19 protein-coding genes are annotated in these 20,931 nt (G+C 70.9%); 10 read left to right on the top strand and 9 right to left on the bottom strand.

The window, feature by feature from the left end; genetic code table 11:
* Positions 1–21: 21 nt before the first annotated feature.
* From ACEN9J_RS36215 to ACEN9J_RS36205, 3 genes are all read right to left on the bottom strand, one after another.
* Complete coding sequence (locus ACEN9J_RS36215) at positions 22–1,056, bottom strand: FecR family protein (protein WP_413764769.1); 1,035 nt, start codon at positions 1,054–1,056, stop codon at positions 22–24.
* Between the two features lie 2 nt (positions 1,057–1,058).
* On the bottom strand, positions 1,059–1,535 hold the full coding sequence (locus ACEN9J_RS36210) for an RNA polymerase sigma factor (RefSeq protein WP_261206277.1): 477 nt from the start codon (positions 1,533–1,535) through the stop codon (positions 1,059–1,061).
* 109 nt (positions 1,536–1,644) lie between these two features.
* A complete protein-coding gene (locus tag ACEN9J_RS36205; RefSeq protein ID WP_413764768.1) occupies positions 1,645–2,622 on the bottom strand; it encodes a LysR family transcriptional regulator in 978 nt (325 codons plus the stop codon).
* Positions 2,623–2,691: 69 nt separating this feature from the next.
* On the opposite strand from ACEN9J_RS36205, the gene ACEN9J_RS36200 reads away from it, so the two are divergent.
* The 7 genes from ACEN9J_RS36200 (at position 2,692) to ACEN9J_RS36170 (ending at position 8,959) form a co-directional block, all read left to right on the top strand.
* Positions 2,692–3,282, top strand: coding sequence for a GAF domain-containing protein (locus ACEN9J_RS36200; protein ID WP_413764767.1), 591 nt, complete (start codon positions 2,692–2,694; stop codon positions 3,280–3,282).
* 2 nt (positions 3,283–3,284) lie between these two features.
* Positions 3,285–4,886, top strand: a complete 1,602-nt coding sequence (locus ACEN9J_RS36195; RefSeq protein WP_413764766.1) for an FAD-dependent monooxygenase — start codon at positions 3,285–3,287, stop codon at positions 4,884–4,886.
* Between the two features lie 4 nt (positions 4,887–4,890).
* The gene (locus tag ACEN9J_RS36190; protein ID WP_413764765.1) at positions 4,891–5,307 is read left to right on the top strand and encodes a VOC family protein; all 417 of its coding nucleotides are present in this window, start codon (positions 4,891–4,893) and stop codon (positions 5,305–5,307) included.
* On the top strand, positions 5,304–6,095 hold the full coding sequence (locus ACEN9J_RS36185; RefSeq protein WP_057598542.1) for an alpha/beta fold hydrolase: 792 nt from the start codon (positions 5,304–5,306) through the stop codon (positions 6,093–6,095). The genes ACEN9J_RS36190 and ACEN9J_RS36185 overlap by 4 nt, the downstream gene beginning before the upstream one ends.
* Complete coding sequence (locus tag ACEN9J_RS36180; protein WP_261206264.1) at positions 6,092–6,910, top strand: ABC transporter ATP-binding protein; 819 nt, start codon at positions 6,092–6,094, stop codon at positions 6,908–6,910. The genes ACEN9J_RS36185 and ACEN9J_RS36180 overlap by 4 nt, the downstream gene beginning before the upstream one ends.
* 16 nt (positions 6,911–6,926) lie before the next feature.
* Positions 6,927–7,793 carry an ABC transporter permease gene (locus ACEN9J_RS36175; RefSeq protein ID WP_413764764.1) on the top strand — a complete coding sequence of 289 codons (867 nt, stop codon included), beginning with the start codon at positions 6,927–6,929 and terminating at the stop codon, positions 7,791–7,793.
* A gap of 68 nt (positions 7,794–7,861) precedes the next feature.
* The gene (locus tag ACEN9J_RS36170; RefSeq protein ID WP_413764763.1) at positions 7,862–8,959 is read left to right on the top strand and encodes an ABC transporter substrate-binding protein; all 1,098 of its coding nucleotides are present in this window, start codon (positions 7,862–7,864) and stop codon (positions 8,957–8,959) included.
* A gap of 9 nt (positions 8,960–8,968) precedes the next feature.
* Here the strand turns inward: ACEN9J_RS36170 and ACEN9J_RS36165 are convergent, their stop codons facing one another.
* Entirely contained in the window at positions 8,969–9,463 is a 495-nt protein-coding gene (locus ACEN9J_RS36165) for a low molecular weight phosphatase family protein (protein ID WP_057589995.1), read from the bottom strand.
* A 250-nt stretch (positions 9,464–9,713) separates the two neighbouring features.
* Between ACEN9J_RS36165 and ACEN9J_RS36160 the strand changes: the two genes are divergently transcribed.
* A complete protein-coding gene (locus ACEN9J_RS36160) occupies positions 9,714–10,904 on the top strand; it encodes a hypothetical protein (RefSeq protein ID WP_413764762.1) in 1,191 nt (396 codons plus the stop codon).
* A 9-nt stretch (positions 10,905–10,913) separates the two neighbouring features.
* Here ACEN9J_RS36160 and ACEN9J_RS36155 read toward each other — a convergent pair whose 3' ends face one another.
* Positions 10,914–11,819: a LysR substrate-binding domain-containing protein gene (locus ACEN9J_RS36155; RefSeq protein ID WP_413764761.1), complete on the bottom strand. Its 906-nt coding sequence runs from the start codon at positions 11,817–11,819 to the stop codon at positions 10,914–10,916.
* A 95-nt stretch (positions 11,820–11,914) separates the two neighbouring features.
* Here ACEN9J_RS36155 and ACEN9J_RS36150 point away from each other — a divergent pair, with 95 nt between their 5' ends.
* Together ACEN9J_RS36150 and ACEN9J_RS36145 are read left to right on the top strand one after the other, a co-directional pair.
* A complete protein-coding gene (locus tag ACEN9J_RS36150) occupies positions 11,915–12,907 on the top strand; it encodes a Bug family tripartite tricarboxylate transporter substrate binding protein (RefSeq protein WP_413764760.1) in 993 nt (330 codons plus the stop codon).
* Entirely contained in the window at positions 12,907–14,349 is a 1,443-nt protein-coding gene (locus ACEN9J_RS36145; protein ID WP_413764759.1) for an N-acyl-D-amino-acid deacylase family protein, read from the top strand. The genes ACEN9J_RS36150 and ACEN9J_RS36145 overlap by 1 nt, the downstream gene beginning before the upstream one ends.
* Positions 14,350–14,389: 40 nt before the next feature.
* Here the strand turns inward: ACEN9J_RS36145 and ACEN9J_RS36140 are convergent, their stop codons facing one another.
* The 4 genes from ACEN9J_RS36140 to ACEN9J_RS36125 form a co-directional block, all read right to left on the bottom strand.
* On the bottom strand, positions 14,390–17,617 hold the full coding sequence (locus tag ACEN9J_RS36140) for an amidohydrolase family protein (RefSeq protein ID WP_413764758.1): 3,228 nt from the start codon (positions 17,615–17,617) through the stop codon (positions 14,390–14,392).
* A gap of 294 nt (positions 17,618–17,911) precedes the next feature.
* Positions 17,912–19,102 (bottom strand): CaiB/BaiF CoA transferase family protein, encoded by a 1,191-nt coding sequence (locus ACEN9J_RS36135; protein ID WP_413764757.1) that lies wholly within the window; start codon positions 19,100–19,102, stop codon positions 17,912–17,914.
* Positions 19,099–20,070, bottom strand: a complete 972-nt coding sequence (locus ACEN9J_RS36130) for a Bug family tripartite tricarboxylate transporter substrate binding protein (RefSeq protein WP_413764756.1) — start codon at positions 20,068–20,070, stop codon at positions 19,099–19,101. The genes ACEN9J_RS36135 and ACEN9J_RS36130 overlap by 4 nt, the downstream gene beginning before the upstream one ends.
* Before the next feature lie 40 nt (positions 20,071–20,110).
* Entirely contained in the window at positions 20,111–20,887 is a 777-nt protein-coding gene (locus tag ACEN9J_RS36125) for an enoyl-CoA hydratase-related protein (RefSeq protein WP_057589989.1), read from the bottom strand.
* Positions 20,888–20,931: the final 44 nt, after the last annotated feature.

Below are 20,931 nucleotides of genomic sequence, written 5' to 3'. Positions count from 1 at the left end.
AAAAATAATCAAAACTTTTTTTCAGGGCCGCCGCGCCGTGCCGGCGGCATGGCCCACGATCCGCGTGCCGCCGTCGGCCAGGCGCTGCGTGCGCACCGGCAGCATCACCGGCAGCGCGCCCACGAAGGCCTGCGGATCGCGCAGCCGGTAGCTGCCGGTCACGCGCAGCTCGCGCAGTGCGGGGTCGTCGGCCAGCTGCAGCGGCTGGCGCAGGTAGTCGTTCCAGCGCGCCACGGCCTCGGGCAGGCGCGTGTTGCGGAACACCAGCCAGCCCTGTCGCCAGTCGGCCACCTCGCCGACGTCGACGCTGCTGCGCGGGCCCAGCCCGCGCGCATCGGCCTCGATGGCCTCGCCGGCCTGCAGCACGGTGCTGGGGGCGTCCGCCTCATCCTGCCCGGCCCCCCAGACCGCGACCCGGCCCTCGGCCACCGCGAGGCGCATGCGGCCCTCGCGCACCGACACCGTGAACACGGTGCCGAGCACGCGCACGCGGCCCCAGTCGGTGCTCACGGTGAAGGGGCGCTCGGCATCGCGCGCGACCGCGAAGCGCGCCTCGCCGCGCGCCAGGTGCACCGTGCGGCGGTCGCGGTAGAGCGCGACACGCAGCGCCGTGTTGGCCGCCAGGTCGAGCGTGCTGCCGTCCGGCAGCGCATGGGCCAGGGTCTGGGCCTGGCCGGTGCTCGGGGCGGCCTCATAAACCGGCTGCTGCCAGTACCAGCGTCCGCCGGCACTGGCCAGCGCGGCCAGGCCGGCCACGCCCAGCAGGCCGATGGTGCGGCGCCGCGCACGCCGTTCCTGCGCGGCGCTCGGCGGCATCGGCAACTGGCCGCGCAGCGCGCCGTCGTCGACCGCGTTCCAGATGCGGTGCGCGGTCGCCGCGGCATCGGCGTTGGCGGGCGACAGCGCGCGCCAGCGGCCCAGCTCGGCCTGCGCGGCGTCGGCGGCCTCGGGGCTGCCGCGGTGGATGCGGCCGATCAGCGTCAGCGCATGCTCGACCAGCGCGCGCGGCGCGCGCCGTTCGTCGGCGCCGAGCAGGGGCTGTGCGCGCGCGGCCATGGTCAGTCCGTTCCTCCGCCGTAGCCCGCGCAGTCGAGCAGGGCGCGCGTCATGTGGTGCTCGACCGCCTTCTCGCTGATCTCCATGTGGGCCGCGGTCTGCGCATAGCTGAGGCCGTGGATGCGAACGAGGATGAAGGCATGGCGGCGCTTGCGCGGCATGGCCTCGAGCAGCGCGACCAGCCGTTGCAACTGCTGCCGCGCCGCCACGTGGCGTTCCACCGAGGGCGCGCTGTCGGGCGCGACCAGCGCCAGCGTGTCGAGCATGCGCAGTTCGGCGGCGCGGCGCGCGGCCTGGGTGGCGAGCAGGTTGCGGCCGGTCTGGTAGAGCAGCGCGCGCGGTTCGAGCACCAGGCCGCCCGCGTCCTGGTGGCCGAGCACGCGTGCGTAGGCTTCCTGCACGAGGTCGGCGGCGGTGTCGCCATCGCCGGCCTTGCGGGTGAAATAGCGCAGCAATTCTCTGTGGTAGCGCTCGAGCACGGTACACCTCAGCCGGTGTGGAAACAGGGAACTCCCGTCTTGGCTGAGATGTGGCGGCGGCTGATCCGTGGCGCGGGAGAGGGAGCCGAAATTATAGGGAGCGGCCGTGTCAGCCCGTCTTGCGCTGCATCTTGCGCGCCGTCTCCACCACCACCGCGCGCAGCGACTGCACCATCGGCTGCCCCTCCAGTTCCTTCAGCGTGAAGAAGCTCACCGGCGGCAGGTTCCAGCTCAGCCGGTAGGGCAGCGCGGCCCAGTGGCCGGCCTGTTCCATCTCGGCCACCACGTCGCGCGCGAGGATGGCGATGGCGTTGGGCTCGGTGCGCAGCACGGTTTCCATGCTGCGGATGGCGGTGGTCTCGAGCATCGGCACCGGCGGCTGCACGCCGGCGCCGACGAAGATCGCGTTGTAGGTGCGGCGCATCGGCGTGTTCGGCGGCGGCAGGATCCAGTCGAGCTGCGCGAGCCGGGCCCAGTCGAGCGGCCCGCGCGAGAGCCGCTTCGCGCTCTTGGCCGACACCACCAGGCAGGGCTCCTGCTGGTGGATCGCCTCCTGCACCAGGCCGGTGGCGTCGCCATCGTACGAACGGCCGATCGCGCAGTCGAGCTCGCGCGCGAGCAGGCCGGCCACCAGTTCGTCGGTGGTGCCCTCGCGCGTCATCACCGCCATGCGCGGCGTGCGGTCGAGCAGGTGCGCGAGCGCGGCCGACAGCAGTTGCTGCGGCACCTGCTGCGTGAGGCCCAGGCGCAGCCGGCCGCCGCGGCCCGCCTCGAGCGAGGTCAGCACGCGCGTGGTGGCCTCGAGCTCGGCGAGCCAGCGCCGCGCGTAGTGCAGCACCGCCTCGCCGGCCGCGGTGGGCACCAGGCCGCGGCTGCTGCGCTCGAACAGCCGGTTGCCGAAGATGTCCTCGGTTTCGCGCAGCGCCTTGGTGATCGCGGGCTGGCTCAGCCGCATCTCGGCGGCCACGCGGCCCAGCGTGCGGTGCCGGTCGATGGCCTGCAGCAGCGAGAGCTGGCGCAGCTTGAGGCGCGAGAGCAGCGCGTGCTGCAGGTCGGCGGCGGGGTCGCGGGCGGTCGGGGAGGACATAACCGTCAGGTTATCGCTCGATCAGAATTTAGTCCACTTTGGTGAATCGCGAGGCCTAGACTTTTCTCCATGCCCGCAGCCACCGCCACGACGCTCATGGCCACCTTGGCCGATCTCCTCGACGCGCTCGACACAGCGCGCGATGCCGACGAGGCGCTGCGCCGGATCGATCGCTGCCGGCGCGAGCTCGTACCCGGCAGCATCTTCAGCATCCAGCAGAACGTGACGACCGAAGACGACCCGGCCGGCGAGATCCGGCTGCGCCGCTTCTATTCGTCGGAGGCGCACCGCTACCCGGTCAATGGCGCCAAGCGCAAGACGCACACCTCCTGGACCGACCGCCTGTTCCGCCAGAGCCGCGTGTTCGTGGGCGAGGGCGCGCAAGTGCTGGCGCGCCACTTCGACGACTTCGAGCAGATGCGGCCCGCGGGCCTGTGCAGCGTGGTCAACGTGCCGCTGCTGCAAGGCGCGCTGTGCTTCGCCACCTTCAACGTGTTCGGTATCCGCGAGCGCTGGCAGCCCGACGAGTTGCTCGGTATCCGCCTGCTGGCGCTGGCCGCCGCGCGCTGGGTGCCGGTCGCGCCGGGCCTCGCCTACCGCTTCGCCACCGACGCGGTGCCGATCGATCTCCCCGCTCTCTCTCCTGAAGTGAAGGCCTGACCATGCAATCCCAGAACCTCGTCGTGATCGTCGGTGGCGGCCCCGTGGGCCTGTCGATGGCGATCCTGCTACAGCGCTTCGGCGTCGACTTCGTGCTGCTCGAGCGCAGCCCGACCACCACCGACCATCCGAAGGCGCGCGGCACCTACACGCGCACGATGGAGATCTTTAGGCAGTGGGGCATCGACGGCCTGATGAAGCGCCATGCGTTGCCCGACGGCGCCGACTTCTTCGCCTTCTGCGAATCGATGACCGGCCACGAATGGGGCCGCACCACCCCCGAACCGAACCTCGGGCACTCGCCGTGCTGGAAGATCATCCAGTCGCAGGACACGGTGGAGCAGGAGCTGCTCGCCCATGCCAAGAAGAGCGAGGTCGGCCGCTTCCTGTTCGGCCACGAGTTCCTGCACTACGCCGAGAGCGCCGACGGCATTGCCGTGACGGGGCGCCGGCTCGACACCGGCGAGACCCTGACCTGGCAGGCCCGATACCTGATCGCGGCCGACGGCGCCGCGAGCTCGGTGCGGCGCCAGGCCGACATCGAGATGCGCGGGCCGGCCACGCTGGCCGTGATGGCCAACGAGTTCTGGCAGGCCGATCTCTCGCAGGTGCGCGACTCGGCCACCTGTGCCGGCTGGCGCGTCTATGCCAAAGACTCGCCGTACCCGATCACCACCGTGCTCAACACCAACGGAAAGGACCGCTGGCTCAACCTGCTGCCCGTGGGCCGCGAGACCGACGAGCGCACCGGCGCGCGCAGCGACGCCGAGGTGGTGCAGCTCGCGCGCACCGTGTCGGGCGTGCCCAACCTCGAGGTGAAGGTCATCAACCGCTCGGTGTGGCGCATGAGCCGCCAGGTGGCCGCGAACTTCCGGCGCGGCCGCGTGCTGCTGGTCGGCGATTCGGCGCACCGCTTTCCGCCCAATGGCGGCTACGGCATGAACTCGGGCATCCAGGACGCGCACAACCTGGCCTGGAAGCTGGCCTTCGTGCTCAGCGGGCGCGCCAGCGCGCGGCTGCTCGACAGCTACGAGAGCGAGCGCCGGCCGATCGCCGAATCGAACGCCGACTTCAGCCTGCACAACGCGATGCGCTTCAACCATTGCGACGAGGCGCTGCGCTCGGGCAACCGCGAGCGCATCGAGTTCTGGATCCGCGACAGCGACAACCACATCCACAGCATCGGCCAGTCGCTGGGCTTCTGCTACGAGGACGGCGCCGTGATCCCCGACGGCACCGGCCGCCACGTGATGCGCGCGCGCTGGTACGAGCCGGCCGACAAGCCCGGCATGCGCTTTCCGCACCTGTGGCTGGACCTCGCGCGACGCCACACCACGCTCGACTGGTTCGACCGCGAGTTCGTGCTCGTGGCCGGTCCGCGCGCCGATGCCTGGATGGAGGCGGCGCGCCAGGTGTCGGGCCGCAACGGCCGCGTGGTGCAGGCGCGCCAGCTCGAGGACGCGCACGAGAAGGACGGCCTGCTGCTGGGCCAGCACGGCGCGGTGCTGGTACGGCCCGACGGCCACGTCGCTTTCCGCATGCCATGGACGCCGACGGATCCGGCCGCCGAGCTGTCGGCCGTGCTGTCGAAGCTGCTGGACTGACGCCATGCCCGTCACCGCGCTGCACCACTTCACGATCCGCTGCACGCCCGCGGAGCTGCCGCCGCTGCTGGACTTCTACACGCGCGTGCTGCGCCTGGAAGCCGGCGCCCGGCCCGAGATTCCCGCGCCCGGCGCCTGGCTCTATGCCGAAGGCCAGCCCATCGTGCACCTGTTCGCCCATCTCGCGACGGCCGACGTGCCGCCGCAGCCGCCCACGGGCCATGTCGACCACATCTCGTTCCGCGCCCACGGCCTGCGCGAGATGCGAGCGCACCTGCGCGCGCTCGGCGTGCCCTTTGCCGAGGCGCCGATCCCGGGCTGGGACATCCACCAGCTCTTTCTGCACGACCCGCGTGGACTGAAGATCGAGATGACTTTCTGGCTGGACCGCGGGGAAGAACCGTGGGAGGACGCGGCATGACCGAATTCGTGCAGGCCGGCGAGGTCCGCATCGCCTTCGACCGCGCGGGCCAGGGCCCGGCGCTGCTGCTGATGCATGGCGCGGAAGCCTCGCGCCAGATGTTCGCCGCGCTGGTGCCGCATCTGGCGAAGCAGTTCACCGTGATCGCCTACGACCAGCGCGACTGCGGCGAGACCGAGGCGCCCGAGCGCGCCGCCACGCTCGCGGACCTCGCGAACGACGCGCAGCAGCTCGTGAAGGCGCTGGGCCTCAAGCGCGCTCATGTGTTCGGCTCCTCTTTCGGCGGACGCGTGGCGCAGGCGCTGGCGCTGCTGCATCCGCGCGCGGTCGACCGGCTCGTGCTCGGCAGCACCTGGCCGCTGCCACGGCCCTACGAGGAGCTGTGCCCCGATGCACGCCGCCTGGCCGAGCTGCGCCGCGGCCTGCCGGGCACGGCCGAGGAGCTCGCGACCTGGTTCTTTCCCGAGGCCTTTCTCGCGCAGCGCCCCGAGCTGCGCCGCGTGTTCGCGGCCGCGCGGCCCGAGACCGCGCGCTCGGCGCGGCGCATGGCGACCGTCGCCACCACCTTGCCGCAGGGCGTGGCCGACATCGTCGCGCCGACGCTGGTGCTCGCCGGCGAGCTTGACCGCGTGGTGCCGCCGACCGTGACGCTCGCGATGGCCGGCCGCATCCGCGGCGCCGACGCCGTGCTGCTGCCGGCCATCGGCCACGTGACCGCGATGCAGGCGCCCGAGGTGCTCGCGCGCCACATGGTCCGTTTCCTGAACCCCGAAGGAGTCCACGCATGAATGCCGTCCTGGAGCCCGAGACCGTCCCCGCCGCACCCGCCGGCAAGGAGGACTACATCCGCGTCGAGGGCCTGTCGAAGACCTTCGGCGGCGGTAGCGAAGGCGTGCTCGCACTGAAGCAGATCGACTTCGGCATCCGCCAGGGTTCCTTCGTCACCATCGTCGGCCCGAGCGGCTGCGGCAAGAGCACGCTGCTGCGCATCCTGGCCGGCCTGCTCGACTACGAGGTCGGCACCGTGCTGCTCGACGGCCAGCCGATCCGCGGCACGCGGCGCGACGTGGGCGTGGTGTTCCAGAGCTCGATCCTGCTGCCCTGGCGCAGCATCCTCGAGAACGTGATGCTGCCGGCCGAGGTGCTGGGCCTCGACAAGGCGAAGGCGCGCGAGCGCGCGATGCAGCTGCTCGCGATGGTGCGGCTCGAGGGCTTCGAGCACAAGCTGCCGCGCCAGCTCAGCGGCGGCATGCAGCAGCGCGCTTCCATCGCGCGGGCGCTGCTGCACGACCCCAAGATCCTCTTGATGGACGAGCCCTTCGGTGCGCTCGACGCGATGACGCGCGAGCGCATGAACCTCGAGCTGCAGCGCATCTGGATGGAGAGCGGCAAGACCGTGGTGCTGATCACGCACTCCATTCCCGAGGCCGTGTTCCTCGGCGACCGCGTGTTCGTGATGTCGCCGCGCCCCGGCATGCTCGAGCGCGTGTTGCCCATCGACCTGCCGCGCCCGCGCGGCATGGAGGCGATGTCGCATCCGGCCTTCGCGGCCGCGGCCGCCTCGATCCGCGAGCGCTTCTCGCATGCCGCTTCCTTCGATTGAGAGAAAGGCCGACGCCATGACCACCGCCCTGTTGAGTTCCGAGGCCGCGCCGCTGGCGGCCAAGCCACCGCGCCCGCGCCGCACCAACCCGCTGGCGTCGCCGCGCGTGCAGTCGATCCTCTTGCTGATCACGCTGCTCGGTTCGTGGGAAGGGGCCGTGCGCCTGTTCAAGGTGCCCAGGCACCTGGTGCCGCCGGTCAGCGACATCGCGATCGCGCTGTGGCGCGGCCTCGCCACCGGGCCGTTCGCGAAGGACGGCTTCTGGTACCACGGCGGCATCACGCTGGCCGAGATCCTGCTGGGCTTCTTCGTCGGCGGCGGCATCGGGCTGGCGATCGGCATCGTGGTCTCGCAGATGCCGCGGCTCGAGCGCCTGCTCGAGCCCTACGTGGCCGCGTTGCAGAGTGTGCCCAAGGTGGCGGTGGCGCCGATCATCGTGGTCTGGCTGGGCTTCGGCATCAGCTCCAAGGTGATGATCATCTGCCTGCTGACCTTCTTCCCGGTGCTGGTGACCAGCATCGCGGGCTTCAAGGCCGTGGACCCGGACCGCATCGACCTGCTGCGCTCGCTGTCGGCCACGCCGTGGCAAATCTTCCGCAAGGCCAAGTTTCCGAGCGCGCTGCCCTACATCTTCGCGGGCCTCAACATGGCCGCGGCCTTCAGCGTGGTCGGCGCCGTGGTGGGCGAGTTCGTCGGTGCCCAGGCCGGGCTCGGCGTGCTGATCCTGCAGATGGAAGCCCAGGCCGACAGCGGCGGCAGCTTCGCCGTCTGCGTCGTGCTCTCGGTGATCGGCATCGCGCTGACCAGTGCCCTGCGCCGCGTGCAGCAGCGCGTGCTGCACTGGATGCCGGCCGATGCCTCGCAGCGCACGGTCAACGTCTGATCCCTTCCTTCCCCTTTTTTCTCTTGCCATCTCGAAACGTCCGGCGCAACGCCGGTGAGGAGCGAACCATGTGGACACGACGCGATTTCGGCCTGGGCCTCGGCGCCCTGGGATTGACGGGCAGCCTGCCGGCGCTGGCGCAGAAGCTGCGCGTGATGAAGGTGGCGAACACGGCGGGCGTCAACGATCCGCAGCAGTGCTTCGTGACCTCGGGCCGGCATCCGCGGCTGAACTTCTACAAGCCCGAGGGCGTGGACGTCGAGTACGTCAACATGTCGAGCATGACGCAGGCGCTGCAGAGCCTGCGTGCCGGCCACGTCGACTACGGGCCGGCCGTGCCCGGCATCCTGCTGCCCGCGATGGCCAAGGACCCGGGGCTCGATCTCGTGAGCGTCTACAAGTGGCTGCCGCGCAATGCCAACGTCGTCGTCGTGAAGCCCGGCAGCCCGATCCGCTCGGTGGCCGACCTCGCGGGCAAGCGCATCGGCGTGCGCAGCCAGGGCGACACCGGCATCGTCGTCACCCGCACCATGCTGGCCGAGCTGGGCCTGAAGGACGACCGATGCGAGTACATCGCCATCGGCGACGGCGCGCCGGCCGGCGCGGCGATCGACAACGACCGCGTCGATGCGATGGTGGCCTTCGACACCGCGGCCGCGCGCGTCGAGCTCGTCGGCACCAGGCTGCGCTATGTGCCGCTCACGCCGAAGTTCGCGCAGTTCGGCTCGGGCTGGCTGTGCGTGCCGCGCGAACTGCTGAAGAAGGAACGCAAGGCCTTGGTGGGCCTGTTCCGTGGCATGGCCAAGTCCACCCTGTTCGCGCACCACAACCTCGAGGCCGGCATCGACCTGCACTGGGCCGTGTATCCCGAGAGCCGGCCCAAGGGGCGCAGCGAGGGCGAGGCGCGCAAGGAGCTGGCCTTCATCCTCAAGGACCGCCGCAACAGCTGGATGCGTCGGCCCGACGATCCCGATCAGCGCATCGGTGCCTCGTCGCTGGCCGAGTGGAAGTCCAACATCGAGATGGCCGTGGACGGCAGCCGAAACCCGAAGCTGGCCGACGAACTCGGCGACCCGAACCGGCTGTTCACCAACGAGCTGATCGACGAGGTCAATGCCTTCGACAGGCAGGCGGTGGTGGAGATGGCGAAGACGTTCAAGCTGTAGCCTCGCCGCTCAATTCATGTACCCGAGGTCGCGGATGTCCGCGCGCACCGATTCGCGGTCGGAGCCGTACAGTGGCAGGCTGGCCAGCAGCTCGAGGCGCCGCCGCAGCGAATAGAGGATCTGCAGCGCCTTGTGCGCCGCCTCCTCGGGATCGTCGATGACGGCGGTGTCGGGATAGGCCCACAGCGCGGTGTGCGGCTGGCCGGGCCAGGCAGGCTGGAGGCGATCGATGTCGGCGTCGAGCGTGATCACGAACTCGGCCTCGAAGCCGCGCGCGGGCACGAACTCGTTCCAGCCTCGCGGCTTGATCTCGGGTAAGGGAATACCCGCGGTGCGCAGCGCCGACACGGCCGCCGGATCCACCGCCGCGCCGACGCGCAGGGGCTGGCCGCAGGAGCGGGCGTGGAAGCGTTTCTCGGCGATGTGGGTGAGGCAGGCCTGCGCCATGACGCTGCGCAGCGTGTTTCGTCGGGAGACGAAGAGCACGTTGATTTTTCTGTGCATGACCGCCGAATGTAGCGCGCCTCGCGCCGGTCCGTCGGCGGGCATTCATGGGCTTGACGCGGTGCTCGGGTATATCGGTTGCATGACGAGATCGAGACTTCCGGCCCTGGCGACGTGGGCTGCGGCCGCGCGGCGTGCCACCCTGCCGATTGCCATGGGTCTTGCCCTGTGCGGACCCGCGGGCGCGCAGGAGGCCCCGTTCAGGATCGGGGGCAAGGCGGCGGAGCCGGTCCGTGCCGTCTGCGCGCCCATGCGCGACGAGATCTCGCGCCGCGGCCTCGAGGACCTGCAGCGCGGCATCCTCCCGCCGGGCGTTCCCACGCTCCCGATGGCGAAGGCCTTGCTGGAGCTGCGCATCGGCGCCGCCGAAGCCGACCCGGCCTATCTCCGGCGCGCGATCGATTACTTCCAGCAGACGCCGTCCGAGGAAAGCATGTACCGCGTCACATGGTTCGCGCAGCTGCTGCTCGCGACCTACGCGCGCGATCTCGAGCTGCATGCGGCCGCGCGCCGGCAATACGCGAAGTCCTTGCCGCCCGATACCAACCGAAGCAGTCCTTCGCAACTGAGCCTGCGGGCGACGCTCGTGGCCGCCGCGCACCGAGAGGCCGACGGCCTCGGCGGCGAGGCCGGACGCGCGCTGTTGCGCGAGACGGTGGCGCGGTCGAGCGAACTGCTGCGCTCGGCGGGCACGGTCGAGCAGGGCGAGGGGCTGCGCTCGATGGAGCGCTTTCATCGCCAGCTGGTGGCGCAGCTCGCGCTGTTGGAGCGCGATGGCGCCACCTTGAGGGCGCAGGTCGCGAGCCAGCGCACGGCGGCGGATGCGAGCGCGACGCCGGAGATCCAGCAGGCCGATCTGCAGGCCCTGACGAAGATGCTCTACGACCTCGCGACCCTCGTGCGCGGCGAGGAGGGCCTGCAGGCGATAGCGTTGCTGCGCCAGGGCTTCGACCGCCAGGCCGAGCTCATCGCCTTGCCCGCGAACCGGGGCATCGGCCTGCCCGAGGTCATCTACCGCGGGCTCGAAACCTCGCGTGGCCAATGGCAGATCCACGGCGTCGAGGGCGATCGCCTCTGCCTGCTGCGCACGAACCTCGATCGGCAGCGCGCGATGGTCGACGTGCTCGAGCAGTCGCTGCGCGCCGACACGGGCGTGCCCGACACGGCGCGGCTCGACACCGCCATCGCTGCACTGCAGCGCGCCGGCGCCGCGCTCTCGCTCCAGCCGCTGCCCCTGCTGGCACCCACGCTCGAACTGACGCTGGGCACGGCCTACCGGCTGCAGGCCGTGGCGAGCCCGGCCGGCCCGCTGCGTTCGCAGCGCATCGACCGGGCGCGGGCGCAGTTCGGCGCCAGCGAGCAGCGCCTGCGCCAGTGTTTCTGCCGCTGGTTCGAGGAGGAACTGGCGCGCGAGCGCGCGGCGCTCGACGCACTGTCGTAGCGCGCCGGCTCAATCCGCCTGCCGCAGCCAGTCGGTGAACTGCCCGAGCGCCGGCAAGCCCGCACTGTGCTCCGGATAGCACAGCTGATACGACCGCCCCGTCGCCGACTCGATGGCCGACAGCGCCACCAGCTGCCCCCCATCGAGCGCCGCCCGAACCATGAAGGCCGGCAGCAACGCCACCCCGATGCCCGCGATCGCCGCATGCAGCGACATCGACAGCAGGTCGTAGCTCGGGCCCGCATGCAACTCGGGCAGGACCTCGTCCGCCCCCGCGGCCTGCCGCAGCCACAGCGCCCACGCACCGGGCAGCGAGCTGTTGTGGATCAGCGTGAGGTCGGGCGGCGCCTGCCGCAGCACGGTGGCGAAATCGTCGCCGCTCCAGCGCGCCGCCAGGCCAGGACTGGCATAGGGCCGCACGGTCAGGTCGAGCACGGGGATGGCATGCAGGCCCGGCACCGGCGCGCCCACCACCATGATGGCCGCGTCGATCCGGCTCGCGGTGAAATCGACCGGACCGAGGTAGGTCGAGAGGTCGAGCGTGATGTGCGGATGCGCGTTCACGAAACCCGACAGCCGCGGCGCGAGCCAGTAGTTGCAGAACGAGGAAGGGGCGGAGAGCTGCAGGCGGCCGCCGCGGCCCTGGTGCAGCGCGATGTCGGTGGTGGCGCGCTCGAGCCGCAGCAGCAGGGGCCGGACCTCGGCCAGGTAGGCTTGCCCCGCGGGCGTGGCCACCAGCGATTCGCGCCGGCGCTCGAGCAGTTGCGCGCCGAGCCGCTGCTCGAGGCCGATGACCTGGCGGCTGATCGCGCCCTGCGTGAGGTTGAGCGCCTTGGCTGCGCGCGTGAAGCTGCCCAGCCTTTCACTGGCTTCCAGGCACTGCAGCGCGATGGTGGAGGGGAGGCGAAGCGGCATCAGCTTTTTGCATGCGAGCAGGAGTTATTTTCGATTGTGGCGCTCGCCGCGGGCGTCGATCCTCGGGCATCGTGCTTTCTGGAAGGATGCAGGCCATGTTGGAGACCGGGATCGATCGCGGCCGGCTCCGCGCGCTGCTGTCGGCGGCCGCGCTGGCGGCCGGGCCTTGGCGCAGCGCGCGCGCCGCCGCCTACCCCGAGCGGCCGCTGCGCTTCGTCGTACCCGGCGGGGCGGGTGGCGCGCCCGACCTGCTGTGCCGCGTGATGGGCGCGGCGCTGGCCAAGGGACTCGGGCAGGCGGTGGTGATCGAGAACCGGCCGGGCGCGGGCGGCATCGTCGGCATCTCCGAGGTGGCGCGCGCGGCGCCCGACGGCTACACGATCGGCTATGCCAACGTGGGCACGCTCGCGATCAACAAGTCGCTCTACGCGAGGCTGCCCTACGACCCCGATCGCCAGCTCGCGCCGGTCGCGATGACCGGCTTCGTGCAGAACGCGCTGGTGGTGCGCAACGAGCTGCCGGTGAAGACCGTGGCGGAACTGATCGCCCACCTGCGCGCGCATCCTGGCAAGCTGACGCTGGCCTCGGCCGGCAACGGCACCACCAGCCACCTGGGCGGCGAACTGTTCAAGAGCATGACCGGCACCTTCATGCTGCACGTGCCCTTCCGCGGCAGCCTGGCGGCGATCCAGGACCTGATCGGCGGCGGGGTCGACGTGATGTTCGACAACCTGTCCTCGATCAGCCCCTTCATCGCCTCGGGCCGGGTGCGCGCGCTGGCGGTCACGGGGGCTCATCGCTCGCCGCTCTTTCCGGCGCTGCCGACGGTGCAGGAGGCCGGCGTGCCGGGATACGAGAGCGTGGCCTGGGGCGGCGTGGTGGTGCCGGCGGGCACGCCCGCAGAGGTGGTGGCGCGGCTCAATGTCGAGTTCAACGCAATGATGAACGACGCCGAGGTGCGCGAGCGGCTCGCGCGGCTGTCGCTCGAGACCGCGAGCGGGCCGCCCGAGCGGCTGTTCGAGCTGGCGCGGCGCGAGACGCCGGTGTGGGCCGCGGTGATCCGGCGCGCGAACGCCCGCGTCGACTGATGCCGCCGCTCGACCTGGTCATCGAGGGCGGCGACGTCATCGATGGCAGCGCGGCGCCGCGCGTGCGGCAGGACGTGGGCGTGCGCGGTGGCGTGATCGAGCGCCTGGGCGACCTGCGCGCCGTGCCCGCGCACCGGCGCATCGATGCGCGCGGCCGCATCGTCGCACCCGGCTTCATCGATGCGCATGCGCACGACGACCGGCTGCTGCTCGAGCCGCCCGCCGATCGCCATCCGAAGCTGATGCAGGGCGTGACCACCGTGGTGGCCGGCAACTGCGGCTGGAGCCTGGCGCCGCTGCGCATTCCCTTCGAGCGGGTGCCGCCGCCGCTGCGCGAATTCATCGGGCGCGACGACCGCCGCTTTGCGCGCTTCGGCGACTACCTCGCGGCGGTGCGCGGGATCGGTCCCGCGACCAATGCCGCGTTCCTGGTCGGACACACCACGCTGCGTGCGCAGCATGTGCGAGACCTGGATCGCGCCGCCACGCCCGCCGAGACCGCGGCCATGGCGCGCGAGGTCGAGGAGGCGCTCGAGGCAGGCGCGATCGGCCTGTCGACCGGCGTCTTCTATGCGCCCGCGCGCGCCGCCACGGCGCATGAGATGACGGCGGTGGGCGAGCCGCTGCGCGCGCGCGGCGGCCTGATCGCGATGCACATCCGCGACGAGTCCGATGCGATCGACGAAGCGCTGCACGAGGCGCTCGGCGTGGGCCGCGCGCTCGGCGTGCCGCTCGTGATCTCGCACCACAAGCTCACGGGCCTGGCGAGCCACGGGCGTTCCGCGTCCACGCTGCACCTGCTCGCGCGGGCCGCTCAGGGGCAACCGGTGTGCATCGACTGCTATCCCTATGCCGCCTCCTCGACTCTGCTGATTCCGGCGCGCGTGGGCCAGTCGGCGCGCGTGCGCATCACCTGGTCCGAGCCGATGCCGCAGCACACCGGGCGCGAGCTCGCGGACATCGCCGCCGAGATGGGTCTGGGCCTCGAGCAGGCCGCGCAGCGCCTCTGCCCGGCCGGCGCGGTCTACTTCTCGATGGACGAGGCCGACGTGCAGCGCATTCTCGCGGCGCCCGGCACCATGGTCGGATCGGACGGCCTGCCGAACGACGTGCAGCCGCACCCGCGGCTGTGGGGCGCCTTTCCGCGCGTGCTGGGCCACTATGCACGCGACCTGAAGCTGTTCGCGCTCGAGACCGCGGTGCACAAGATGACCGGCCTGCCGGCCGCGCGCTTCGGCCTCGCGGGCCGCGGCCGCATCGCGGCGGGCTGCGCGGCCGACCTCGTGGTCTTCGATGCCGCGCGCATCGCCGACCGCGCGAGCTACGACGATCCGCTGGCCGCGCCCGTGGGCATCGACGCCGTGCTGGTCAACGGCCGCGTGGCCGTCGCGCACGGCGTGCTGAAGGACGCGCACGCGGGCACGGTGCTGCGCCGCGGCTGAAGCGCGGGGCCGCGGCCCCGCCCTCCGGCCGCGTGCCACCTCAGTGGTGGTGGTCATGCCCATAGCCGCTGGCAACCTCGCCGCATTCGTGCGGCGCGGTCCGGCACAGGCGCTGGTAGGCCAGCACCGTCCTGCGCCGCTCGGCCAGCGCGGCCGGGGTGCGGAACGGCGCGAGGATCTCCGCGAGCGAGTAGCTCACGCCGTTCTTCACCACGTAGCGCACGTCGGCCGCGGCCTTCAAGTCCTGCAGCGGGTTGCCGCGCACGATGGCCAGGTCGGCCAGCTTGCCCACCTCCACCGTGCCCAGGTCCTTGTCGACCAGGCTCATGCGCGCGGCATTGACCGTCACGTCCTGCAGCACCTGCAGGTTCGAGTTGGTCAGCGCGGCGGCGCGCATGTTGTTGTGCAGCGCGATGCCCGGCGGCACCAGCGGGGAGTCGGTGCCGATGGCGATCATGGCGCCGGCCGTGCGCAGCTTGCTCACCTGGTCCTCCTGCAGCCGCGCGCTGGCCACCGCCGCCTCGGTCGGCGGCTGCGGGTTGCCGCGCAGCACATCGAGGAAGTTCGGCGAGGTCAGCAGCTCGAAGCGGTCGCCGCCGGTCAGGTCCGCGCCGACGAAGGGATAGGCGAACAGGGCGGTGTGGATCAGGCGGAAGTCGCCCTTGCCATGCAGGTCGTAGGCGTCCTGGTAGGTGGTGCCGCCGGCCGAGCGCGACCAGCCGTAGCCCAGGCGCTGCGGTGCCGAGAGGTGCGTGGTCTCGGCCAGGCCCGAGGCCGCGCCCGGCGACAGGTTGTGCGTGCCGCTCGGGATGCCGATGTCGAGCGCCGCCTGCGCGATCTTGTGCATCAGCGGGATCGGTGCGCGCATGTAGGCCTTGAGGTAGTCCACGCCGAGCGTGCGCACCTTCGCGATCTCGAGGTCGGCCGCCTCGGGCGTGCGCACGCTGCGCGCGAAGCTCCAGGTGATGCGGTTGCCGTCCCACAGCGGCGGCGAGACGAACAGGCGCGGACCCAGCAGGTTCCCGGCCTCGAGCGCCTCGCGCATCTCGATGCTCTGGTGCAGCGGACCGCCGACCGATTGCGTCGAGGTGACGCCGTAGGCCAGCATCGAGGCCGAGCCCTGGCCGTACTGGCCGCCCTGGTAGAGCGTCAGCGGATGCGAGTGGGCATCCCACAGGCCGGGCATCACCGTGAGGCCCGAGGCATCGACGTACTTGTCCGCGGCCTTGGCCACCGCCTCGTCGTGCGGCTGGATCGCGGTGATGCGGTTGCCCTTGATGACGATGTCGACGTCGTTCTGCAACTGGCCGTCCTTGCCGCTCCAGAGCTGGCCCGCGCGCACCACGGTCGTGCCCTGGGACGCCGCCTGCTTCCACGTCAGGCTCACGGGCACCTCGGTCGCGCCCGCGCCGTCGGCGCCGATGGTCTTGAGCTTGTCCGCGGCCTTGTAGAGCAGGGTGCGCGAGTCGCCGGCCCACGAGGGCAGGTCGGCGGCCTCGGTGGTGATGGCCTTGGCCGGGCCGTCGGGCGAACCGTCGGCCTTCAGCGGCATCACGTGCAGCACCGAGTCCATCACGAAGGCCACCTTGCTGCCGTCGGGCGAGACCACGGCCGCGCCTTCCTCGCGGTCCGAGATCTGGCGCGGCGCGTCGCCCACCGGGTAGAAGGTGCCGCTCTTCGTGCCGAGGTCGATCACGCGCAGCTTGTTGTAGCCCTCGAAGGAACGGCTGCTGACCGAGTCGTTGTCGACCACCACGATTCTCTTGCCGTCGGGCGTCCACTGCGGCGTGCTGATCTGCGAGCCCACCGCCTCGACCACCTTCTGCGCGGTCTTCGAGGCGATGTCCCAGACCTCGAGCGTGCCCGAGCCCGTGGTGTAGGCGATGCGGTCGCCCGCGGGCGACATCTTCGGCATCACCATCGACTTGCCGGTCTGCGCGCCGAGCCGCGTGCGCGCGCGGCTCGCAATGTCGATGCGGTCGATCGCGAGCGCACCGCCGTTGCCCTTCTCGGTCGAGAAGTAGACCGCGCTGCCGTCGGGCGTGAACTGCGGATTGCCGTCGCGGTCCTTGTCGTTGGTCAGGCGCACGGGCGTGCCGCCGATCGGCATCACCCAGATGTCGTTGAGCGCGACGAAGGCGATGCGGCGGCCGTCGGGCGAGATCACCGGGCTGCTGATGCCGCGCACCGGCTGGTCGCCGAGCACGCCGAAACCGCGCTCGCGCGACTTGGCGAACACCGGACGGCGCACCTCGAGCGTGGCGCTGAACGGCACTTCGGCGAGGCCGTCGCCGCCCGCGTTGCGGATCTTGATCTTGCCGTCGGCCGTGTAGAGGAAACGCCCGCCGGGCAGCCAGCGCGGCGGGAAAGCGAACATGTCCTCGTTGGGCGCCACCACCTCCTTGCCGGCGACCACGATCGACTTGGTCGTGCCCTGGTAGGCCAGGCCCGAGCTGTCGGGCAGCCACACCGGCAGCACGCCGGCACCGACGAGTTTCGGTGCTTCGGTGCTGCCCATCGGCTGCGTGAAGATGCGCCGCGCGCTGACGAACGCGAGCTGCGTGCCGTCGGGCGAGACCACCGGATTGCTCTCGGTGCCCGCGCCCTGCGTGAGCGCCGAGTACTTGCGCGAGCCGAGCTCCACCTGCCAGATCTTGTACTGGCGGTCCTGGCTGCGGTCGGAGGCGAAGACCAGCGTGCGGCCATCGGGCGTCCAGGCCGGCTCGCGGTCGTCGAACGGGCCGCTGGTGATGCGCGTGAGGTCCGCGCCATTGGGCCGCACGGTCCAGATGTGGAAATTGCCTTCGGCATCGTAGTTCTGGAACGCGATGCTGCTGCCGTCGGGCGACCACACCGGCGAGGTCGGCTCCATGTCCCAGCCCGTGATGCGCGTGGCCTTGCCGCCGGCGATCGGCACCACCCACAGCACGCCCTGCGCGGTGAAGGCCACGCGCTGGCCGTCGGGCGAGGGCGCGGCCGCCATGTTGGTGCCCTCGTGGAACTCGATCGCGACGTCCTTGGTGCTGCCCTGCAGCGTGCTCAGTGCCTGAATCTTCACGGGCGGTTCGTTGTTGCCGCCATCGCCGCCGCCCGGGCCGCCGCCCACGATCGGCAGGAAGCCGCCACCGCCACCACCCCCGCCGCCGCAGGCCGTGGCGAGCAACGCGGCCACGGCAACGGCCGCCAGCGCATGGCGCCGCGGTCGCGATGAAGAGGGATGCGAAAACGACGGGCGTGACGAAGCCAACGCTGCATGGCGCTTGTTCATGGTCTGTCTCCAATGAGGTGTTATTGCGGTCCGCGGATGCGGCCGATCTGCACATCGGCGCGATCGCCAATGTCGAAACCAGTGTTGGAAATCTTCCTTACCGATTACTTACCCTGGCCCTCTGTACAGGCGTGCATCGGCCTTGGCGCGGGTCGATTTTTTTGCATGGCGCCATGAGGGTTTGGCATTCGCGAAGGGCGTTGCCAATTGAGATCGATGAATTGCGCGCAGCGATGCTGCAATGGCGCAATGAATGGGCGCGATGACGCGCGCCAATTCAAGGAGAGGGCGGAATCAAAGCGGAGCCGCCACGCCCATCCACTCGCGCAGCACCTCGTCGGTGTGCTCGCCCAGGCGCGGCGCCATCGCGCCGGCGGCCAGCGGGGTGCGCGTCCATTGCACGGTCGGCGACAGGCCCCGGTACCAGCGGCCTTCGGCATCCTGGTAACGATGCACGACGCCGCGTTCGGCGTTCTCCAGCGAATCGATCAGCTCGCCGAGTTCGGGGCAGGCGGCCACGGGAATGTCCGCGTTCGCCAGCAATTGCAGCCAGGTTGCGGTGCTGCGCGTGGCGAGCCGGCTCTCTACATACGCATACACGGCGTCGATGTGCTTCGTGCGGTTCGCCATGCTGCGAAAGCGCGCATCGCGGTCCCAGAGTTCGCCGTCGCCCACCAGGCGCATGAACGACTCCCAGTGGCGGTCGGTGTAGACGATGGTGCAGATCCAGCCGTCGACCGTCCGGTAGGGCCGGCGGTAGGCCGACAGCAGGCGCGGGTTGCCGGCCAGCGCGGCATCGTTGGCCGCGAAGGTGGCGGCGCCCAGGTGGTCGCTGAGCATGAAGGAGGCCATGGTCTCGTACATCGGCACCTCGATGTACTGGCCTTGCTCGGTCCGGCGCTGCTGCAGCAGCGCGGCGAGCACCGTCTGCACCACGTACAGGCCCACCGTCTTGTCGGCGATGTTGAGCGGCAGGTAGCGCGGGCGTCCGTCCGCCGCGCGGGCCACCAGGCCCGGCAGTCCGACCATGCCCTGGATCAGGTCGTCGTAGGCCGGCTTGCCCGCGTCGGGGCCGTGCTCGGCGAAGCCGGCCAGGAAGACGTAGACCAGCCGCGGGTTGTGGCGGCGCAGGGTGTCCCAGTCCAGCCCCAGTTTGGCGAGCGCCTTCTTGCGCATGTTGGTGACGAACACGTCGCTGGCCTGCGCGGCACGCGCGATCACCTCGCGCGATTCGGGCTGCTTGAGGTCCAGGCAGACGCTGCGCTTGCCGCGGTTGAGGTTCAGGTAGACCGGCCCCATGCCCGGCTCGAGGTGCGGGCCCATCTCGCGCATGATGTCGCCCTCGGGCGGCTCGAGCTTGACCACGTCGGCGCCGTACTCCGCCAGCATCTGGGTCGCGAACGGACCCATGATGACGCTGGTGAGGTCGAGGATCCGGATGCCGGACAGCGGCAGTCCGGCGTTGCGCGTCGCGGCGGTCGTCATTGGGCCTCGATGCCGGCTTTCTTGACGATGTCGCCCCACTTGCGGATCTCGCTCGCCACGTAGCGCCGCGTTGCGGCCACGTCCATGGTGCCCGGCGTGGTCGCCTGCTCGTCGAGCGTCTTGCGGAAGCCGGGCTCGCCCATCGATTGCAGCGCCAGCGCATTGAGCTTCTCGAGGATGGCCGGCGGCGTGCCCGCGGGCGCGTAGAGCCCGATCCAGATCTCGGTCTCGTAGCCGGGCACGCCCTGCTCGGCGATGGTCGGCACCTCGGCCAGCGCGGGATTGCGTTCGCGCGTCGAGACGCCGATGGCGCGCAGGCTGCCGGCCTTCACGTACTTCAGCGCGCTCAGGCCGTCGACGAAGGAGGCCTGGATCTGGCCGCCGAGCAGGTCGTTCACCGCGAGCGCCGTGCCCTTGTAGGGCACGTGGATCAGCGGCGCACCGGTGCGGCTCGCGAGCAGCTCGCCCGACAGGTGCGTGGTGCCGCCCGTGCCCGAGGAGCCGTAGGTGACGCCCTTGTTCTTGCGCGCGTAGTCCAGCAACTCGGGCACCGTCGTCACCGGCAGCGACGGGTTCACCAGCAGCACGTTGGGCGTGCGCGCCAGCATGGCGATGGGCGCGAAGTCCTTCTCGGTGTCGTAGGGCAGGTTCTTGGTGATCGAGGGGTTCACCACGTGCGCCGTGGTGGTGATCAGCAGCGTGTAGCCGTCGGGCCTGGCGCGCGCGCCCCGGGGCGCGCCGATCACGCCGCCGGCACCGGGCTTGTTGTCGACGATGGCGGTCTGCCGCAGCTTCTCCTGCACCGTCTTCGCGAACTGCCGGGCCAGGATGTCGGTCATGCCGCCGGCCGCGAAGGGCACCACCAGCGTGAGCGGTTGCGAGGGATAGTCGTCGGCATGCGCGGCGCCGAGGGCGAAGGGCAGCGCGAACAGGGCGCACAGGGCGCGGCGCAGGGGCTTGAATTTCATGGTGTCTCCTTGGATGTCTCGTGGGCTCGCCGGTGCCGTCTCAGCGGCGCTTGCGGTTCGCGAGGAAGGCTTCCATGTAGCGCTTGGGCTCGTCGCTCTCGTAGGCGCTCACGAGGCCGGCGATGCCGACGTTGATGGCTTCCTGCAGCGGCATGCGCTCCCAATCGCGGATCAGCTTCTTCTGGATGCGCATCGCGAGCGGGCCGTTGGCCTCGATCTCGGCCTGCCAGTGCGCGAGGGCGGCATCGAGGCCGTCGTCGCCCGCGACGTCGGTGATCAGGCCCCAGTCGAGCGCCAGCGCGGCCGGGATGATGCGTCCGCTGAGCAGCAGGTCGCGCGTGCGCGTGGCGCCGATCATGCCGGGCAGCATCGCGCCGTGGATCACCGAGGGCACGCCGAGCTTGACCTCGGGCATGCCGAACCTGGCGTCGCGCGCGGCCAGCTTGATGTCGCAGACGGCGGCCACCTCCATGCCGGCGCCCAGGCAGTAGCCCGAGATCACCGACATCGTGGCGAAGGGGATGTCGCGGATGGTCTCGCACAGTCGCCACACGCTGCGGATGTAGGCATCGATGTCGCGCCTGGAAGCGTCCTTCAGGAACTTGATGTCGGCGCCGCCGAGGAAGGCGCTGTCGCCGCCTCGGATCACGAGCAGCTTCGTGGTCTCGTCGGCGGCCAGTTCCTGCAGCGTGTCGGCGTAGATGTGGGCGGCGTCCCCGGTCAGCAGGTTCAGCCGGCCGTTGTCGAAACGGACCGTGACGACGCCTTCGGCGGTGCGGGCGACATGGCATTGGGGACGGGTGTCGGAGGGATGCATGGGATGTCTCTGGTCTGTGTGAGCCGGCGCATCTTGCGCGGCGA

The sequence above is a fragment of the Variovorax sp. Varisp41 genome (genome assembly GCF_047325085.1).
In the GTDB taxonomy this organism is placed as follows: domain Bacteria; phylum Pseudomonadota; class Gammaproteobacteria; order Burkholderiales; family Burkholderiaceae_C; genus Variovorax.
This window is presented reverse-complemented; position numbering and strand designations above follow the sequence as displayed.